The sequence below is a fragment of the Hominibacterium faecale genome, from assembly GCF_020734085.1.
In the GTDB taxonomy this organism is placed as follows: domain Bacteria; phylum Bacillota; class Clostridia; order Peptostreptococcales; family Anaerovoracaceae; genus Hominibacterium; species Hominibacterium faecale.
Map to the genome: position 1 here is coordinate 34,031 of NZ_JAJAGH010000005.1, position 18,390 is coordinate 52,420.

Annotated in this window: 14 protein-coding genes and 1 other RNA gene; 1 reads left to right on the plus strand and 14 read right to left on the minus strand. The window is 50.7% G+C overall.

Annotated elements, in window-relative coordinates:
- Positions 1-4: 4 nt before the first annotated feature.
- From dnaX to LG211_RS05395, 6 genes are all read right to left on the minus strand, one after another.
- Positions 5-1,561, minus strand: a complete 1,557-nt coding sequence (gene dnaX / locus LG211_RS05370; RefSeq protein ID WP_269477106.1) for a DNA polymerase III subunit gamma/tau — start codon at positions 1,559-1,561, stop codon at positions 5-7.
- Between the two features lie 54 nt (positions 1,562-1,615).
- Positions 1,616-1,715, minus strand: an RNA gene (gene ffs / locus LG211_RS05375) — signal recognition particle sRNA small type.
- 131 nt (positions 1,716-1,846) lie between these two features.
- Positions 1,847-2,851 carry an AIR synthase family protein gene (locus LG211_RS05380; RefSeq protein WP_253020427.1) on the minus strand — a complete coding sequence of 335 codons (1,005 nt, stop codon included), beginning with the start codon at positions 2,849-2,851 and terminating at the stop codon, positions 1,847-1,849.
- On the minus strand, positions 2,844-4,838 hold the full coding sequence (gene ligA / locus LG211_RS05385; RefSeq protein WP_269477107.1) for an NAD-dependent DNA ligase LigA: 1,995 nt from the start codon (positions 4,836-4,838) through the stop codon (positions 2,844-2,846). Before ligA ends, LG211_RS05380 begins: the two co-directional genes overlap by 8 nt.
- Positions 4,839-4,849: 11 nt before the next feature.
- Complete coding sequence (locus LG211_RS05390; RefSeq protein WP_253020428.1) at positions 4,850-7,066, minus strand: ATP-dependent helicase; 2,217 nt, start codon at positions 7,064-7,066, stop codon at positions 4,850-4,852.
- 12 nt (positions 7,067-7,078) lie between these two features.
- Complete coding sequence (locus LG211_RS05395; protein WP_148396097.1) at positions 7,079-7,795, minus strand: site-2 protease family protein; 717 nt, start codon at positions 7,793-7,795, stop codon at positions 7,079-7,081.
- 162 nt (positions 7,796-7,957) lie between these two features.
- Here LG211_RS05395 and LG211_RS05400 point away from each other — a divergent pair, with 162 nt between their 5' ends.
- Positions 7,958-8,365 carry a LysM peptidoglycan-binding domain-containing protein gene (locus LG211_RS05400; RefSeq protein WP_148396096.1) on the plus strand — a complete coding sequence of 136 codons (408 nt, stop codon included), beginning with the start codon at positions 7,958-7,960 and terminating at the stop codon, positions 8,363-8,365.
- A gap of 72 nt (positions 8,366-8,437) precedes the next feature.
- Here the strand turns inward: LG211_RS05400 and cls are convergent, their stop codons facing one another.
- From cls to LG211_RS05440, 8 genes are all read right to left on the minus strand, one after another.
- Positions 8,438-9,916: a cardiolipin synthase gene (gene cls / locus LG211_RS05405; RefSeq protein ID WP_269477108.1), complete on the minus strand. Its 1,479-nt coding sequence runs from the start codon at positions 9,914-9,916 to the stop codon at positions 8,438-8,440.
- A 27-nt stretch (positions 9,917-9,943) separates the two neighbouring features.
- Positions 9,944-10,717, minus strand: a complete 774-nt coding sequence (locus tag LG211_RS05410; RefSeq protein ID WP_148396094.1) for an ABC transporter ATP-binding protein — start codon at positions 10,715-10,717, stop codon at positions 9,944-9,946.
- Positions 10,710-11,612 (minus strand): ABC transporter permease, encoded by a 903-nt coding sequence (locus LG211_RS05415; protein ID WP_272490542.1) that lies wholly within the window; start codon positions 11,610-11,612, stop codon positions 10,710-10,712. Before LG211_RS05415 ends, LG211_RS05410 begins: the two co-directional genes overlap by 8 nt.
- Before the next feature lie 3 nt (positions 11,613-11,615).
- Positions 11,616-12,599, minus strand: a complete 984-nt coding sequence (locus LG211_RS05420; protein WP_148396093.1) for an ABC transporter substrate-binding protein — start codon at positions 12,597-12,599, stop codon at positions 11,616-11,618.
- Positions 12,600-13,398: 799 nt separating this feature from the next.
- The gene (locus LG211_RS05425) at positions 13,399-15,912 is read right to left on the minus strand and encodes an ABC transporter permease (protein WP_269477109.1); all 2,514 of its coding nucleotides are present in this window, start codon (positions 15,910-15,912) and stop codon (positions 13,399-13,401) included.
- Entirely contained in the window at positions 15,899-16,615 is a 717-nt protein-coding gene (locus LG211_RS05430) for an ABC transporter ATP-binding protein (protein ID WP_148396091.1), read from the minus strand. The genes LG211_RS05425 and LG211_RS05430 overlap by 14 nt, the downstream gene beginning before the upstream one ends.
- A 94-nt stretch (positions 16,616-16,709) precedes the next feature.
- Positions 16,710-17,630 carry a sensor histidine kinase gene (locus LG211_RS05435; protein WP_148396245.1) on the minus strand — a complete coding sequence of 307 codons (921 nt, stop codon included), beginning with the start codon at positions 17,628-17,630 and terminating at the stop codon, positions 16,710-16,712.
- Positions 17,630-18,310, minus strand: coding sequence for a response regulator transcription factor (locus LG211_RS05440; RefSeq protein WP_148396090.1), 681 nt, complete (start codon positions 18,308-18,310; stop codon positions 17,630-17,632). The genes LG211_RS05435 and LG211_RS05440 overlap by 1 nt, the downstream gene beginning before the upstream one ends.
- Positions 18,311-18,390 lie beyond the last annotated feature (80 nt).

Genomic DNA, 18,390 nt, shown 5'->3' on the forward strand with positions numbered 1-18,390 from the left:
CTCCTTATTCAATCTCGATATTTAATCCAAGTTTTGTCTCCGCTGTTTTGGCAAGGCGCTGAGCATCGTCGGTCTTTGGCGCGCAATCCTCGCCTTCCAGCTGACAGCGAAGCCCCCTTCGCTTGCCTGTATGTTTTTCCATCAGGTCTTCCAATACCTGTCTGTTGTTTTCCACGTATCCGCACACAGCGGCATTGGACGCCACGACTGTAAACAGCTCATCGGTCATTTCCGTCAATCTGGTTCCGCTGCGGATCAGATTGAAGCTGCCTCTGGATGCCTCAGCTTCTTCAAAAATAGCATGCCACAGGCTGTCGTAATCAAAGCTTTTTTCCGGTGCGGGGCTGCCGTCCGGATGGGTCTGCCCCTCTGCAGGTGCAGAAGCATCCACCTGATCGGGACTCTGCGTTTTTATGGTGGTGCTGGCAGCAGGCGGTGCGGTTCTCGGAACCATTCTCGGCGCTGCTCCGGCCGGGTCGATCAGATCGGTGGCCATTTTCACCATGCACAGCTCCAGTAAAATCCTCGGCTGGGTGGACCATTTGGCTTCCGACATAGTCCTGGAAAGTTCAATAATAGCATTGTTGATATCCGCCAGATCCAGGCTGTCGCTCTGGCGGCGGATCCGATCCACGTTCTCCGGGGACAGGTTGAGCATATCCTCCGGATTTTTTATAAATTTGGTGATGAGCAGGTTGCGGTAGTGGGACAGCCAGTCCTTCATGAACTGCCTTACATCCTTTCCGTCGGCCAGAATCTGTTCCAGCATCAAAAGCGCTTCCTGGGGCTGTCTCAGCGTAATTTTATCGGTCAGTTCCAGGAACACTTCCTCTCCGGCAGTACCCAGAAAATCCAGGACGTCCTCACGCTCCACACGGGTTTGTCCGCCAGAAATACACTGGTCCAGAATACTGAGTCCGTCTCTCACCGATCCATCCGCGTTGGCCGCGATCAGCCGCAGCGCGCCCTGAGAAACGTCAATGCCTTTCTGCTGGCAGATATCTTCCATCCCTCCCACCAGGGTTTCTTCCGGCACCCGCTTGAAATCCAGGCGCATGCATCTGGAGAGAATGGTGGCGGGAAGCTTTTGCGGCTCTGTGGTGGCAAGGATGAACATCACATTTTCCGGCGGTTCTTCCAGGGTTTTGAGCAGTGCGTTGAAAGCTCCCGTGGAAAGCATGTGCACTTCGTCCACGATATATACTTTTTTTCTGCCCACGGCCGGCGGGTATTTGACGCTTTCCCGCAGCTCGCGGATGTTTTCCACCCCGTTGTTGGAAGCCGCGTCGATCTCTATCACATCCATGAAGGTACCGTCCTTGATGGCCGTACAGTTGGCACAGACGCCGCAGGGCCGTCCGCCGTCCGCCGTGCAGTTGACGCCCTTGGCCAAAATTCTGGCCGTGGTGGTCTTGCCGGTGCCTCTTGTTCCGCAGAATAAATAAGCGTGGCTCACCGAGTCGGTGGCCAGCTGATTTTTCAATATTTTAATGATATGGCCCTGACCGAGAATTTCCTCGAAAACCTCCGGCCTGTAGGCTCTGTAGAGAGCAGTATACATGTTCTACCTCACTTCATCAAAAAACAAATTGCCCTTTGAAAGCTCCGCAAAGCGTTAGCAAAGGCTGATCTGCGGCACATAAGAGCTTCCGCTTATTGCTGCTTCCTTCCGGACCTGACAAGGTTCACGGAGTCTTATTGCGCAGGACCCCAACCATACCAGACGGAGCTATCAAAGGGCAATTTCATGCTTATCAATTATATTATTTTTAAGGTCTTTCGTCAAGGGTTATTTCATGCGGCCGCTTGGAATTCGTGGTTCATGCCAGCCATGCCTGGGGCTGCACTAGCTTTCTTCACCCACCACCTTATACAGCTCATCGCTGGCAGGCGGCGCGATCTCGATCAGCTCCCCGTTGACATTCATGCAGATGCCGGCTGACGAATCCTTGATCACGCCTATGTAAGAAGCCTCCACACCCGCAGCCTTCATGGCCTCTGCCATCTCTTCCTTCTTGTCAGGCGCAACCATGATAATCATACAGCCGCTGGAAATCAGCCGCAGATAATCGATATCAAAATAATCGCAGATTTTTCTTGTTACCGGCTCCACCGGGACCTGATCCACCCACAGCTCGGCGCCGGTGCCGGCGATCTGGCACATTTCCCAGACAGCCCCCAGCACGCCGCCCTCAGTCACATCATGCATCCCATGGGTTCCCACCTTTCCGGCCGCGACTCCTTCTTTTACAACGCTGACCTTTCCCAGCAGGCTTTTAGCTTTCTCGATCTCCTCATGGGTGAGCACCTTTTGCAGCTGCTCCTCAAAATCGCAGGCAATGATCCCAGAGCCTTCCAGACCGGCGGATTTCGTTATCATGATCAAATCCCCCGGCCGCATGTTTTCCGAATGCTGAGAAGCCCATTTTTCGCCTCTGCCGATGGCTGTGGAAACGATCACTGGCTTGGTCACAGCCGGAGTGATCTCCGTATGGCCGCCGATGATCTCCACGCCCAGCTCTTCCGAAGCTTCGCCGGCCTGGCGCATCATCTCTTCAATCTGCTCCTCCGTCGTTCCCACAGGCAGCATGACGGCCAGCATGATGCCTAAAGGCTGAATGCCGTTGGATGCGATATCGTTGCAGGAAATATGGATGGACAGCCGGCCGATCTCACTGATGGCTGCCGTGATGGGGTCCGTGGACATGATACATTCATACGACCCGAAATCCACCACCGCGCAGTCCTCCCCAATGCCCGGCCTTGTGAGGACCTCCGGCCTTTTGAATTTGATGTTGTTGAATACGATCTTTTCCAGCAGTTCACTGTCCAGTTTTCCGGTTTTAAGCATTTGTAATCTCCTTTTCAGACTTAGATTTATCCGCTTCATCAAGAAGTTCTATAAACTGTTCCTCCGTAATAATGGGGACTCCCAGTTCCTTGGCTTTTTTGTTTTTGGATGAGGTCGATTGATTATCGTTGTTGATCAGATAGTCTGTCTTTTTGCTCACCGATCCGGCCGCCTTTCCGCCCCGCGACTCGATGACCGCCTTGAGGGCATCCCGGTTTTCGTAATGGTTAAGGCTGCCTGTGATTACGAAGGTCTTGCCGGCAAACCCCTGGACTTCCTCCTGCTGAAAGCTTTCATCCAATACCAGCTCTTCCAGCAGATCGCCGATGATCCGGCGATTTTTTTCCTTCTGAAAAAACGCTGTATATCCAGCAGCCATAACATCTCCAATCCCGTCGATGGCATCCAGCTCTTCCTCTTCTGCGTTTTGTATCTTCTCCCACTTATTTTCAAAGGCCTTAGCGATAACTTTGGCGTTGGCCACACCTATATTGGGAATCCCCAGACTGTAGAGCAGTCTGGCTGGCGTGGTGTTTCTGGCTGTCTTTAGCGCATTCATCAAGTTGTCGAAGGACTTTTCTCCAAAGCCTTCCATGGATGTGATTTCCTCTTTAAAGCGCCCCAGCCGGAACAAATCCGCCAGCTCTTTGATATACCCGCGGGCCACCAGTTTTTCCAGCGTCGCCTCCGACAAACCGTCGATGTTCATCGCATTGCGGCTGACAAAATGAGTCAGAGCCTTGATTTGTTTTGCCAGGCATTCAGGATTGGTGCAATAGAGCACTTCCACATCCTTATCCTTTTTGATCACCGCTTCCTCGCCGCACACAGGACAGGCATCGGGTATGGCCAAATTGCCGCTCTTCGTCAGGTTTTCCGCGATCTGAGGAATGATCATGTTCGCTTTATAGACTTGAATATGATCCCCCAGACCCAGGCGCAGCTCCTTTAAAATGCTCACGTTATGCACCGAGGCCCTGGTAACGGTAGTACCCTCCAGCTGGACCGGATCAAAGATTGCCACCGGATTGATGAGGCCGGTCCTTGACGCGCTCCATTCAATTTCCTTGAGCGTGGTTTCCTTGATCTCATCCCGCCACTTGAAAGCGATGGAATCTCTGGGGAATTTGGAAGTAGCTCCCAGGGAGGCTCCATAAGCGATATCGTCAAATATCAAAACCAGCCCGTCGGAAGGGATATCATTCTTCTCCACATGATCGGCAAACCATGCCACCTGCCGGGACAGATTCTCGCGTGTGACCATCTTATATTCCACCACCTGAAAGCCCTGTTTTTCCAGCCAGAGAAATTGTTCCTCCCGGGACGTCATCTCCATACCCTCGGCGCTCACCAGTCCAAAGGCGAAGAAATGTACCCTTCTCCTGGCCGTAATTTCGTTATTCAGCTGACGCACGCTGCCGCTGCAAAGGTTTCGCGGGTTTTTGTAACGGGCGTCAACATCTTCAATGGTTTCATTGATCTTTTCAAAATCCGAATATTTGATACAGGCTTCGCCCCTGAGAATCAGCTCGCCCTGAAAGGGAATATTCACCGGAATATTTTTAAAGACTCTGGCGTTGGAGGTAATCACTTCTCCGATTTCCCCGTTGCCCCTGGTAACCGCCTTGTAAAGCTGCCCTTCCCGATAAGTAAGGACAATGGTCAGGCCATCGATCTTCCATGAAAGCAGGCCTTTCTGCTCTCCCAGCCAGTCGGCCAGCTCCCCGGTATCCTTAGTCTTGTCCAGAGAAAGCATGGGCGACGGATGGCGCTCTTTGGGCAGGCTATCCAGCACTTGGTAGCCCACATTGACCGTTGGGCTCTGGGCCAGTACGATGCCTGTTTCCTTTTCCAGCTGGGCCAGCTCATCATACAGCCTGTCGTATTCCAGATTGCTCATGATCTCCCTGCTCTCCTGATAATAAGCGCGGGAAGCCTGATTGAGCAGCTCCACTTTTTCCTGTATTTCTTTTCGTTTATCTTCCATTCTTGTCTTGCTTACCTTTCATTTTTTGGTATGTACCTGGTAAGGGGAGCGATGCCTGCGGCCAGCTTTTTTACCGATCCGTCCCGAAAGGACACTTCGATGATCTTGTCGCTTGCCTTGAGCACGGTGCCCCGTCCGAATTTGGGATGGGTTACATCATCTCCCACCTGAAAGGTTTCACCCGATGCCGCTCTCTGGCGGACCTGCTGTTTGACATATTTCAACTGATCGAAGGGGTTAAAAGGCGTCTCACGACTGTATCCGTCAAGGGAACGGGAGTTCCTGGCTTCCTTTTTCTTTTCAAAAATAGCATCCCCATCGATGAGATGTTTATCCATTTCACGCAAAAACTGCGATTCCCTGGTATAATCGGTTTTTCCGTACAGGGTCCGCATGCTTGCGCTGGTGAGAAAAAGCCGCTCTCTGGCTCTGGTCATGCCCACATAGCAAAGCCGCCGTTCTTCCTCCAGCCCGTCTTCTTTCTCGAAAGCCCGCCAGCCGGGGAAAAGTCCGTCCTCCAGGCCAGGAAGGAACACAAAAGGAAATTCCAGACCCTTTGCGCTGTGCATGGTCATCAGAACCACCGCGTTTTCGCTTTCATCGTGGTTGTCCACTTCCGCCAAAAGGGCGATCCGCTCCATAAAGTCGGGCAGGGACAATTGCTCATCATCCTTCTCGTAATCGTAGATGACTGATTTGAATTCCATCAAGTTTTCAATTCGGCTTTCCGCCTCCAGATTGTTCTGCTCTTCCAGGGCTTTTAAATAACCCGTACCAACCAGCAGCCCGTCGTAAATATCCGAAACCCTTAAATTGGATTGTTCTTTGCTGTATTGTTGGATCACTTCAACCATGCTGCGGATACCGGCGGATGCTTTTGCCGACAGGCCGCTCACCACCTCTTCATCCATCAGCGTATCGAAGAGGCTTTCTCCCCGAACCCGCGCCAAAGCCTGCAGCTTGTCCACCGTCCTTGCGCCGATCCCGCGCTTGGGCTCATTGATAATGCGCAGCAGAGCCAGATCGTCATCGGGATTTTGTACCAGCCTCATATAGCTGACAATATCCTTAACTTCCTTTCGATCGTAATACCTCAGTCCTCCCAGAACCCGGTAAGGAATATCTCTCCTGGAGAGGGCTTCCTCAAAGGTTCTGGACTGGGCATTGGTGCGGTAGAGGATTGCAAAATCGCTGTAGCGCAGGTCCTTTCTCTTCAGATGGTCGATCTGCTGGGCCACGTAATGGGCTTCGTCCCGCTCATCATCCGCACGGTAATAGGCAATTTTCTGTCCGTCCGCTTTTGAGGTCCACAGTTTTTTCTCTTTTCTTCCCCGGTTCTTTTCAATCACCGAATGGGCCGCCGCCAGAATGTTGGCGGTGGAACGATAGTTTTGTTCCAGCTTGACCACTTTGGCATTGGGGAAGTCCTTTTCAAACTCCAGAATATTGCGGATATCCGCGCCACGCCACTGATAGATGCACTGGTCATCATCTCCCACCACGCAAAGATTTTTGTGCTTTTCCGCCAGCATTTTTATAAATGTATATTGGATAAAGTTGGTATCCTGGTATTCATCCACCATAATATACTGGAATCGATTCTGATATTCAAGCAAGGCCGCCTCGTCCTGTTTAAATACCCGGACCGCATTGAGCAGCAGATCGTCAAAATCCATGGCATTGTTTTTTTTCAGCAGCGTTTCATAAGAGCGGTAGGCCTGGTAGACAATCTTTGTCTTGGGGTCCTCACCGTATGTGGCCAGATACTGTTTGGGGTCCAGCTCTTTCTCTTTGCAGTCGCTGATAATACTGAGAAAATAGGCGGGTGTATACCGCTTATCATCCAGATTCATCTCTTTGACGATGTTTTTCATAGCCGCTTTCTGGTCCGTGGGATCGTAGACGACGAAATCCTTTTTATAGCCTAAAAGCTGCGCGTGTTTTCTCAGCACGCGCAGACAGGCCGAGTGAAAGGTGAGGATCCACATATTGACCCCGGATCCGATGAGGCTTTCCACCCGGTCCCGCATTTCCTGAGCCGCCTTATTGGTAAAGGTAACCGCTAAAATATGATACGGATTGACTCCCTTTTCCTCGATCAAATACGCGATTCGATGGGTCATGGTGCTGGTTTTGCCGCTTCCCGCGCCCGCTAAAATCAGGAGAGGCCCCTCTGTGTACAGAGCTGCCTCCCTTTGCTGCGGATTGAGATTGTCTAAGTAATCCATTTCTTCCTCCGCCTAAAATATAATATAGTTCCAGATCAGATTCATAAAAAAGTTCACGCCCGGATTCAAAATGATGCCTGTGATGTTAAACAGCACCAGGAACATCAGTATGAAAAATCCGTTGTTATAGATCGTATAGTAAAGCTGGGTATGCTTGATGTTAAAGATTTCGCTGATAATGGAAAACCCGTCGAGAGGCGGAACCGGAATCAAATTGAAGATCATCAGCACCAGGTTGATCTGAACCACGTAGAGCAGGATCGTCCACAGGGCCTCTCCGAAGCCGCCCAGCATAAAGCCCTGGCCTGCCACCATCAGTACCAGCTTCATGATAAAGCCAAAGACTATGGCTACGATCAGATTCATCACTACTCCGGCCAAAGAGACCAGGAGTTCATCCCGTCTGCGCTTCTTAAAGTTGTTGGGGTTGATTTCCACCGGCACGCCCCAGCCCCAGCCGGCGAACATGAGGGCAGCCAGGCCGATGGGGTCCACGTGAGCCGCCGGGTTGATCGTCACCCTCCCCTGATATTTGGGTGTTGGATCGCCCAGCTTATACGCTACCCAGCCGTGGGCAAATTCATGAAACGAAATTCCTACGATAACGCCCGGTATGATTAAAATCGTGTGCATGAGCCATTCCATAGGGCTGGAAAATCTTCGCAGCGATGAAAAAACCATCAATGCCAGAAATATTAAAAACACAGGGTCAACTATTCTTCTTCTCAAATCCTTCATCCTTTCTTTCTTACCTTTTGGCCGGTCCCAGCCGGCAAACTTCTGCTTAATACATAAAGTATGATATATTCTATCACAATTCCGCCGGTTTTTAAATATGATAAATAAGAAACAAATTGGCCGCAAGCGGCCAGGGAGGAGAGACAATTCTTTATGGCTAATAAATATGTCTGCGTGGATGTTTACACAGTCCGGGCAGGAGATACGCTCTATTCAATCGCACAGCGCTACAATGTGGATGTCGGCCTTCTGATGCGGGCTAACAAAGTGCACAATCCCTACAACCTGAGGATCGGAACAAACCTTTGCATACCAGGTCTTGCGCAGGAGGATCCGATTCCTCAGCCTCTGCCGGAAGTGGGTCCGGAAGAGACGCCTGAGCCGCAGCCGGATGCTTCACCCAATCCAGGCTGCAAAACTACTCACACCGTTAAGTCCGGCGATACCCTTTATATGATCGCAAAGATGCACAAGATCACGCTGGATGCGCTGATGAACGCCAATCCAAACATCGACCCTTACAACTTGCAGGTTGGAACGGAGCTTTGTATTCCTCAGTAAGAAGTTTTGCTTCGGCAAGGTCCTGGGCCTGCGCTGCGTATCCGTACGTAGGTCCGCGGAGTTTGCCTCCGGTCACAGCAAGTCGGAAAGCAGACGGGCCAGGCTTTCCTTAAAACGAATCCAAAGGGAACGCTGTTGGTACAAATCCAGCGTCAGCTCGTGGCAGTCCCCCATATCATTTTCAAATATGGCTTCCAGCTTGCGGGCTTCTTCGCCGTCGTAGAGAAAGGCGTTGGCTTCAAAATTCAGCATAAAGCTGCGCCGGTCAAAGTTGGCCGAGCCTACGCTGGCCACTTCGCTGTCGGCCACAATGGTCTTTGCATGGAGAAATCCCCGGTCGTAGATAAAGGCTCTGCCGCCGGAGCGAATCAGCTCGCCCACATAAGAATAGGTGGCCCAATAGACAAAGATATGGTCCGGCATGCAGGGGATCATGATGCGCACGTCCACGCCGCTCTGGGCGGCCATTTTCAGCGCTTCCAGAATGCTGGCGTCCGGAACGAAATAGGGGGTCTGCAGGTAAATGTTCTTTTGCGCCCCGGTAATCATCTTCAAATAAGCCCGCTTTACTTCCACCCGCTCCGAATCGGGCCCGCTGGATACGATCTGGACTCCGGTGCTTCCCACCTCGATTACATCGCTGTAGTAGGCCTGTGAAAGCTTCACATCTTCCTTTGCGGCAAATCTCCAGTCCAGCAGGAATCTGGCGTTGATATCCTGAACACAGCTTCCCATAACCCGCAGATGGGTATCCCGCCAAAATCCGAACTTCTTTTTCATGCTCAAATATTCTCTAGCAATGTTAAATCCGCCGATATATCCCACTTCTCCGTCAATGACTGCCAGTTTTCTATGATTTCTGTAATTAAAGCGGATATTGATAATTTTAAACTTGGGCGGAAAAAAATAGGCCCGTTTGCCGCCTGCTTTTATAAAGTCCTCCAGCAGCCGGTCGTTGATCTGTCTGCTGCCCATGGCATCCATCAGGAGCCGCACTTCCACCCCTTCTCTGGCCTTCTTTGTCAGGGCCTCCAGAAAGCGCCTGCCTACTGGATCGTTTTTGATGATAAAATACATGATGTTGATGGAAGTGGTGGCATTTTCAATGTCCCGCAGAAGGGTGCGAAATTTGTGACGGCCGCCGGTTAAAATGGTAATCTTGTTGTTCTGAGTGTAATACGCCCTGCCGTAAAGCTGATTGAGATGGATCATATCTTTCCAGCGCTTTGCCTCAGGATTGGCAAATTGATAGGTTCCCCGCTTTATGTCCGTCATCTGCTCCTTGAGGCTTCCGTCTATGGCCTCCTCTTCTGATCTGGTCAGTCTGAAAATTCGTTTCCTGGAAATATGCTGTGAGAACAAAAAATAAAAAATTATTCCTGCTATGGGCAGCAGGAATAAAATCATGATCCATGCCAGCGTTGCCGACGGATTTTTGCGCTCAAGGAAGATAATGGTGCACGCGATCATCAGGTTCACTATGAACAGCACGCTTGTAAATTGTGCAAAGTGCGGTAATTCCCGCCATATACCAAACCAGTCAAACATCATTAACTCCTCTTTGCCTCCAGTATTTAACTACAGAAGCATTCTGTCATTATCGATCTCAAATTTATCAATCAGTTTCTCCACAGTCATCCGTTCACGTTCAGCTCCCGACAAATCCATGACAATCTGGCCGTCCCGCATGAGAATGGTTCTGTTTCCATGTTCCAGGGCTGCTTTCATATTGTGGGTAATCATCATTGTACACATATCCTTTTCTTGAGAAAAGAGGTCAGTCAGCTCTAGAACTTTCCTGGCGGCCGATGGGTCCAGGGCAGCGGTATGTTCATCCAAAAGCAAAAGCTTAGGCTGGGCGATGACTGCCATGAACAAGGTCAGCGCCTGCCGCTGTCCGCCTGACAGAAGCCGGGCCTTTTCCTTCATCCTGTCTTCCAGCCCCATGTCCAGCAGCCTGAGTTTTTCCCTGAACAGCTCTCTATCTTTCTTGGTAATGCCCGGCTGGAATCCTCTGCTGCGAATTTTATTGTAGGCAATGGAAAGATTTTCTTCAATCGTCATATCAAAGGCAGTCCCTTTTAGGGGGTCCTGAAACACACGGCCGATTTTTTTTGCCCGCCGGTGTTCCGGCAGCCTGGTAATATCCTGCCCATCCAGAAGAATTTTACCACCGTCCGCAGCGTGTACACCCGCAATACAATTCATCAGTGTCGACTTTCCGGCCCCGTTGCTGCCGATGATGGTAACAAAATCACCTCTTTCCAGAGACAAATTCAAATTATTTAATGCCAGCTTTTCATTGATGGTACCCGGGCTGAATATTTTTGTCAGATTGGTAATCTTAAGCATTTTTCGCCCCCCGCTTCTTCTTTCTGATGGAGAAGGTTTCTCCCAGTACGCCCATGGATAAGGCGATTACCACGATAACCGCAGAAACCAGCTTCATATCTGTGGCCTGCATGCCAAAATTCAAGGCAATGGCCAGAATCAGCCGGTATACCACGGCGCCAAGGGCTACTGCAATCAGTCGTCTCAGCAGGCTTGTAGTGCCAAAAATCACTTCACCGATGATGACCGAGGCCAGCCCGATCACCACCATACCGACGCCCATGCCAATGTCACAGTATCCCTGATACTGTGACAAAAGGCCGCCGGCGAGGCCTACAAACCCGTTGGAAACAGCCAGGCCCAAAAGCTTCATATTGTCGCTGCTGATACCGGCAGCCCGCACCATTTCTTCATTATCTCCCGTCGCCCTTAGGGCAAATCCGATTCTGGTTTTGAGGAAGAAAAAGAAAATGGCGATGACCACGATCAGCACAATTGCGCCGACGATCAATTTAGAATACTGGGCTGGGAACATCTCTCCGGCCTTTGTATACAGCGTTTCGCTTTTCATCAGCGGCAGGTTGGCTTTTCCTCCCATAATGCGCAAGTTGATGGAATAGACTCCCAACATGACAAGAATTCCTGCCAAAAGAGCTTGTATTTTTAATTTTGTATTAAGCAGGGCCGTGATGGCGCCTGCGCAGGCCCCGCCGATAAATGCCGCTGCCAGCGCCAGCAGCGGATGGACGCCTAGGGTGCAGAGCATGGCCGAAGCCGCCGCCCCTGTAACAATACTCCCATCTACTGTCAAATCAGGCGTGTTGAGTGTACGAAAGGACAGAAAAACGCCTAAAGCCAATATGGCATATATCATTCCCAGTTCTATGGAACCGATCAGTGCACCGACTGTTATCATCGCTTACTCTCCTAAGTTTTCTGCATTTTTCAAAATGTCTTCAGGTATTTTCACACCAATTGCATCTGCTGTCGCCCGGTTAATATACGCCTGCATATCATCCATAACTTTTACGGCCATGGTGCTGGTATCTCCGCCTTTGAGAACTTCCACCGCCATTTTCGCCGTCTCAGCCCCCAGTGTTTTGTAGTTAATTCCGTAAGTGGCCAGGCCCCCGTCCTTTACCATAGAGTCCGCTCCCACATAAAACGGCACCTTGGCGTCGTTGAATACAGTAGCGGCAACGGACATGGCTGATGCTACCGTGTTGTCGATGGGCGAAAATACGGCATCGCATTTTCCTGCCAGGCTCTGGGCCGCCTGCTGGATTTCATTGGAATTGGTCACAGCAGCTTCTTCCACCTTCATGCCCTTTTTCTTGGCAAAGGCTTTCAGATCGTTTACAACAGATACGGAGTTGACTTCGCTGGAATTGTACAGCGCGCCGATGGTCTTAACATCCGGTGTGATTTTAAGCGCCAGATCCATGATCTTGTCCGCCGACACTAAATCCGATGTCCCGGTGATGTTTGCGCCCGGTTTTTCAAAGCTTTCCACAAGCTCCGCCGCTACTGGGTCGGTGACTGCAGAAAAGATGATTGGGATGTCTTTTGTTTCGCCGTAAGCAGCCTGGGCCGCCGGGGTGGAAATGGCGATGATCAGATCGCATTTGTCCGCTACAAATCCCTGGCAGATGGTCTTGAGGTTGGCCTGCTCGTTCTGGGCGTTTTGGTAGTCGATGGTGATATTGTCCCCATCTTTATAGCCGTCCGCTTCCAGCTGTTTGATAATGCTTTCGCGAATGGTGTCCAGAGATGGGTGTTCCACCAGCTGAACCAGCCCGATTTTCATCGTATCTTTGTTTGCACCGTCTTCCGATCCGCAGCCTGCCAGCACGCCGGCTGCTGCCATAATCAGCACCATTAAAATTGCAATCCGTTTTTTCATGTTCTTTTTCTCCTATCTATATTGTTTATTTTTTGGATGTTCTCTGCTCGGTAGGCGTTCCACAAAAAAACACCCGTCCCATACAAGGACAAGTGTCTTATAACCTGCGGTACCACCTTGTTTGATGCCTGCGCATCCTCTCTGCAGAGTGCCATCACACTCTTTGCCCGTTACGCCGGCTTCGCGTCTCGGCTACTTGGCCTGTCTGCATTTTACCGTCCCGCCTGGCTGACCGGTCGCTTTGTCGTTTCATTTCGCGATCGCTGTTTGCTGCTTTGGCGGGCCGCTTAATGCTGCGGCTGTTCACTTCGCCCTCGGAGGCCCATTCTGCTGAAACTGTCGTCTGCCCGGCTTGCACCGCCCCGGGCTCGCTGTAAAACCGTTTCTCAGCTTTACTCCCTCGTCCTCGGTTTCGTATTGATATACAGTTATTTTACCACCTTAGTTCCCGGATTGTCAAGAGGGGATGCAGGGGTTTGGCCGGACCGTCAAGCTGCTGCGGCTTGGAGATACGATATGGGGATCTGCGGGAAAAAACTAAAACAAAATTTCACTTTTTACGCAACTTTCAACGACCGGGCGCTTTCAAATTCGCAATGGACCCCCAAGGGCCGCCATGTTGCCGGGATCGTGTCCCGTAACCCTGCAGCTTTGCGTAAAAAATGCAAAGTTTTTCAAAAGTTTTCCGCAATCTGGCCTTTTTTCGATTTGAGGGGCCCAGACCCGGCCCCCAGATCTAGCGAGCCGGCCCCACCCCCGGAGCCGACCCATAAAAAACAAACATTAAACCAACACACACTTACTTGCTGCGCCTGAGGCGCTCCACCACGCTGTCCTTATTCCACATACGGTCCACAAAGGCCGAGATGGCAACCGCAGCCAGCAGATACACCGGCACCAGCCCGCAGGCGGGAAGCAGCGTCATATGGTAAGACGCGAACCACCACCCGGCAGTCATCCCTTTTACAATGGTCGCAGAGACAGCAGCGCTGAGCAGGATTCCTGCGATCACGGCAGCGGCGGCGTAGAACAGCCCTTCCAGTACAAAGAGTTTTCGCAGCTGTTTTCTGGTCATGCCGATGCTTTGCATCACTGCGAATTCCCTCTGCCTTGCAATGGCGCCGGTCAAAATCACATTGAGCAGGTTGAGGATTCCGATGATCCCAAAGATGCCGGCAATCACTGCGCCGCTCATACTGAAGGTTTGCTTGAGCTCCTTAAAGTCCTTGTCCACGCTTTCTCTGGAAATGACCCGGATATTGGCGCCCGGCCGATCCTGATAGCCCTCAATGGCTTCTTTCAGCGCACCGAATTTGCCCTCCTGGGCATCAAAGATGCAGCGAATGGGCCGGTTTGCTTCCGGATAAAGGGACTGGAACTGCTCAGCCGTAAGCAGCAGACCTGCGTAGTCGCCATAGCTGGCGTCATAGAGCATGGAGTACTGGACCGCAACGCAGGCCATCACCTCATATTCCCGCTGCTTTCCGTGAAAATCAACGCTGATCCGGTCTCCAGGGCGAAGGGTAAAGCCGTCCATATCCGCTTCCTGCCCTTTATCATCCAGATACCCAATTTCCAGCACATATTTTCCGGAAGCAAATTTCTCCAAATCAAGTTTGCCGTCAAAGACTTTGCAGCGCTTCAAGGCATTCTCATCAAAGCCATAGACCTGTTTTCCGCCCGAATCGTTATCATCTTCATAAGGTTTGCCGTTCCTGGTTTTCACAGAGGCGGTTTCCTCGATATTTCCACTGGTATCATGGTAATAATAGACGTTGGACAAGTCCTTTACCTGAGGCTGTGTTTGAATAAAGCGGACAAAGTCCTGAGAAAGCATATAGTTTGATTCATCTCCTCGCCCGGAATCGGAACTGCTTGCCGCAAAATCCGCTGCCACCCGGCCTTTGACGAAGGTATTTTGATCAAAGCTGCCGGTAAAGTTGAGCACGCTGTTAAAAATCACGATACTGAGAGCGATGGACAGAACCACCAGAGCTGTCTTTCCTTTGCTGCCTGTCAGATTGGCAATCGCCATCTGGGCGATGCGCATGCGCGATTCTTTCCCGCTCTTGACCGTCTTTTTGCTCTCCTTCTGTCCGCTATACCGGAGCGCTTCGATGGGAGAAATCTTTGCGGCTGTACGGCCGGGACGCTGACAGCTGATCCATACGGTAAACAGCGCAAATAGCCCGGAAATCACCATGACCCAGATATTGGGAGGCACAAAATAAGCGGTCTTGCCGTCCAGTGTCTGCATGATCAGAGGCAGCAGCCCGTTTCCCAGCAGCCATCCAAAAATCAGACCCGCCGGTATACCGATGATCGACAGCTTTATACCCTGCCGCTTTACGATATACGCCAGCTGTTTGGGCGAAGCGCCGATGGTTTTCAGCTGCCCGTAGAGACGGATGTCCTTGAGCACCGAAATCTGAAAAATATTGTAGATAATCAGGTAGCCGGCCAGCAGAATGAGAATCGCGGCTCCGATCACGCCTGCCACAAGCCCGGGGTCCACAGTGTCCACCCGCTCGTAAGCCGGATTGACGTTAGCTTTTATGAAGTCAGCTTCGCCCACCTCTGCTGCCGGATCGTATCCGGCGCTTTGGACGATGCTGTCCAGCTGCTCCTGAATATGTGTATCATCCTTGAGGGTGCCCATGATCACCAGGGCGCCTGCTTTGGCTTCGCCGGGCCTGGGGTTGGAAACACCTAAAAGGGCTGAATCAGCAAACGACTTGGATACACCGATGTAAGTCATGGAAGCGTTTTTTTCTCCCTCCCAGAACCCGCTTACCTGGACCTGCTTCACCTTTTCTTTTCCATTCACTTCATAATGAAGATCAAAGGAAACGCCTGTCTCATGGGGAAGCTTGAGCAAATCCATGGTCACCGTATCCAAGACCACCTGATCAGCGGTTTGGGGGAGCTTTCCCTCTTTCAGCTCCATAAAATTCATTTTATAAAGGATTTCGTCGATCTGGGACACGTTCACCGCCATACGGGTCAGTCTGGGATCGGTTCCGGTCCCTACAAAGCGCATGGCGCCCACATCTTTAAAAGCGGGATTTTCCATGATCTGCTCTGCTTTTTTCTGGGGCATGTACTTGAGAGAAACCATGGCCTGGCTTCCCGATTGGCGGATGGTCTGTTGTTTATAGCAGTACATGCTGCCCTGGAGCACAGTCGCCACGGAAGTAAAGAGCATGGTCGTAAGAATAATGGCGATGACAGCGATGATATTCCGCGAGCGGCTGGCCTTGAGGCAGCTTTGGGAAAGGGTCTTAATAAACCGCTTATTATTATTTTGCAGCATCTTCCCCACCTCCCAGTTTTTTACCAGGCTGCGTCCTTCCGGCGATCCGTCCGTCCTCAATGCGGATCATGCGATCTGCCATCAGCGCGATTTCAGGATTGTGGGTGATCATAACCAAAGTCTGGTGAAACTGTTTGCACGAAAGCTTCATCAGGCGCAGCACATCCTGACTGGTCTTAGAATCCAGATTGCCCGTCGGTTCGTCGGCGAGAATGATAGCCGGTTTGCTGGCTAAAGCTCTGGCAATGGCCACTCTCTGCTGCTGCCCGCCGGACAAATTGCTGGGCAGGTTGGAAAGTTTTTCTTCCAAATGAAGCAAACGGATGATCTGATCGATATGATCCCGATCCACCGGATTGCCGTCCAGCTCAATGGGAAGGATGATGTTTTGATATACATTGAGAACAGGAACCAAATTGTAGTCCTGAAAGATAAAACCGATATTACGGCGGCGGAATACGGTCAGCTGTTCGTCGTTCATATGTTCGATTTCTTTGCCGCGAATGGAAACGCTGCCTGAGGTGGGCGTGTCCAGACCGCCCAGCATATTGAGCAACGTGGATTTTCCCGAACCCGAAGTCCCGACGATGGCGGCGAATTCGCCCTGTTCAATATCCAAGCTGACACCGTCCAGTGCTTTTGTAAGGTTGGGTTCTTTTCCATAATATTTTTTTAAATTCTTTGCCTGTAAAATACAGCTCATTGTGATACCTCTCTTTATTTTGATACCTGTAGTATACAAAAAGATTATCACAAACACTTCTCAACATTGTTACAGGTTTGTGATAATCTTTCCATCATGCCAGGCAGGGCAAATGTATGGAAAAGACGGAACCTTCTCCAACAACAGAGGTTACGTCCAGAAAGCCTCTCTGGCTTTCTATGATCTTCCTGGTCAAAAACAGGCCCAGGCCCACCCCTTCGATCTGGCGAACATCGTTCTCCCGGTAAAAACGCTGGAAGATCTGATTGAAATGGTCCGGCTCAATACCCTTCCCGTCATCTCTGACTGCGATCTTCACAAAGAAATCGGTTTCTGAAACATCGATGTGAATATGCCCGCCTTCCCGGCTGTATTTGACCCCGTTGTCCAGAAGATTGAAAACCGCCTCCAGGGTCCATTTGCTGTCGCAGAGCGCCCGGATCTCTTCGCTGCAATTCACTGTGATATTGATCTTCTTTGCCTCGGCCTTGAGGGCAATATCGCAGACCGCCTGCTGAATCATCGGGTAGATGGAGGAAGGTTTTGGCGAAACATCGATCAGCCCCGTTTCCAGCCGGGAAAGCTTGATCATGCTCTGCATCAGGGAATCCAGTTTTTCCACCTGGGAGTCGGCTGCCTGGAGGAATTCGGTTCGTTTTGCTTCCGGCATTTCCCGGCTCATCAAAATCTGATGATACATACGAACGTTGGATATGGGGGTTTTCACCTGATGTGAGATGTCGGAAACGATTTCCTGCAGCTCGCTTTTCTCCTGGTGAAGCTGCTGTGCACGCATTTCAAAAATTTCGTAAAGCTGCCGCATTTTCACCTGAATCTTGGACATTAAGGTATCGGTTTCTTCTTCTAAAAACAGGTCTTTTTTCCCTGTGATCATCCCTTCCAGGCTCTCCATGATCCGGGACGTATATGTGACAAGCTTTCGACGCATCCAGATGACGATGCCAATGTTGATCAGCAAAAGAAGGATACCAGCAGCCAATAGGATCCGTTCCATCAAAAGCCGCCTCCTGTCCATTGATATCCCATGCCGTACAAGGTTTTGATATAGGAATGGTTCTCATCTTCAATCTTTTTCCGCAGCCGGTTGATGTTCACCGCCACCACATGTTCATCGACAAAATTGCCTTCGCTGTCCCAAATTTTTTCCAGCAGCAGCTGTTTGGTCAAAACCCTGTCTTTGCTTGCGATTAAAAGATTCAGTATTTTAAATTCCGTGGGCGTGAGGGATAAAATCCGTCCTTCCTTTTTTAAAACCATCTTTCCGAAATCAATCATCAAATAGCCGTCGCTGTATCGGGTATTCTGGGCCTTGGGCGCATGTTTTCGCAAAGCGACCTGGATCCGCTTGTGTAAAACCTCCATGTTAAAGGGTTTTGTAATATAATCATCGGCGCCGCAGTCAAAGCCTTTCAGCTCGTCCTCATCCAAGTCGCGGGCAGTGAGAAAAATGACCGGTGTACCCATCTGCGCTTTCACGCCCCTGCACAGATCATAGCCCTCCCCGTCGGGCAGGTTCACATCCAGGAGAATCAGATCCACTTGATTTTTGTCTAAAAGCTCCATTCCTTCCGCCAGCGAATAAGCCGAATAGACCCGGTAATTTTCCGCCTCCAGGTCATAGGTCAGCCCTGCGTTCAGCGCCTGGTCGTCTTCAATTAGTAATATTTTTTTCATAGGTTCTCGCCATCCTTTTTTGCTCATAACGCATATGCCCCTATACTAACAAAAAAAAGGAGGTTTGTGAACCTCCCCTT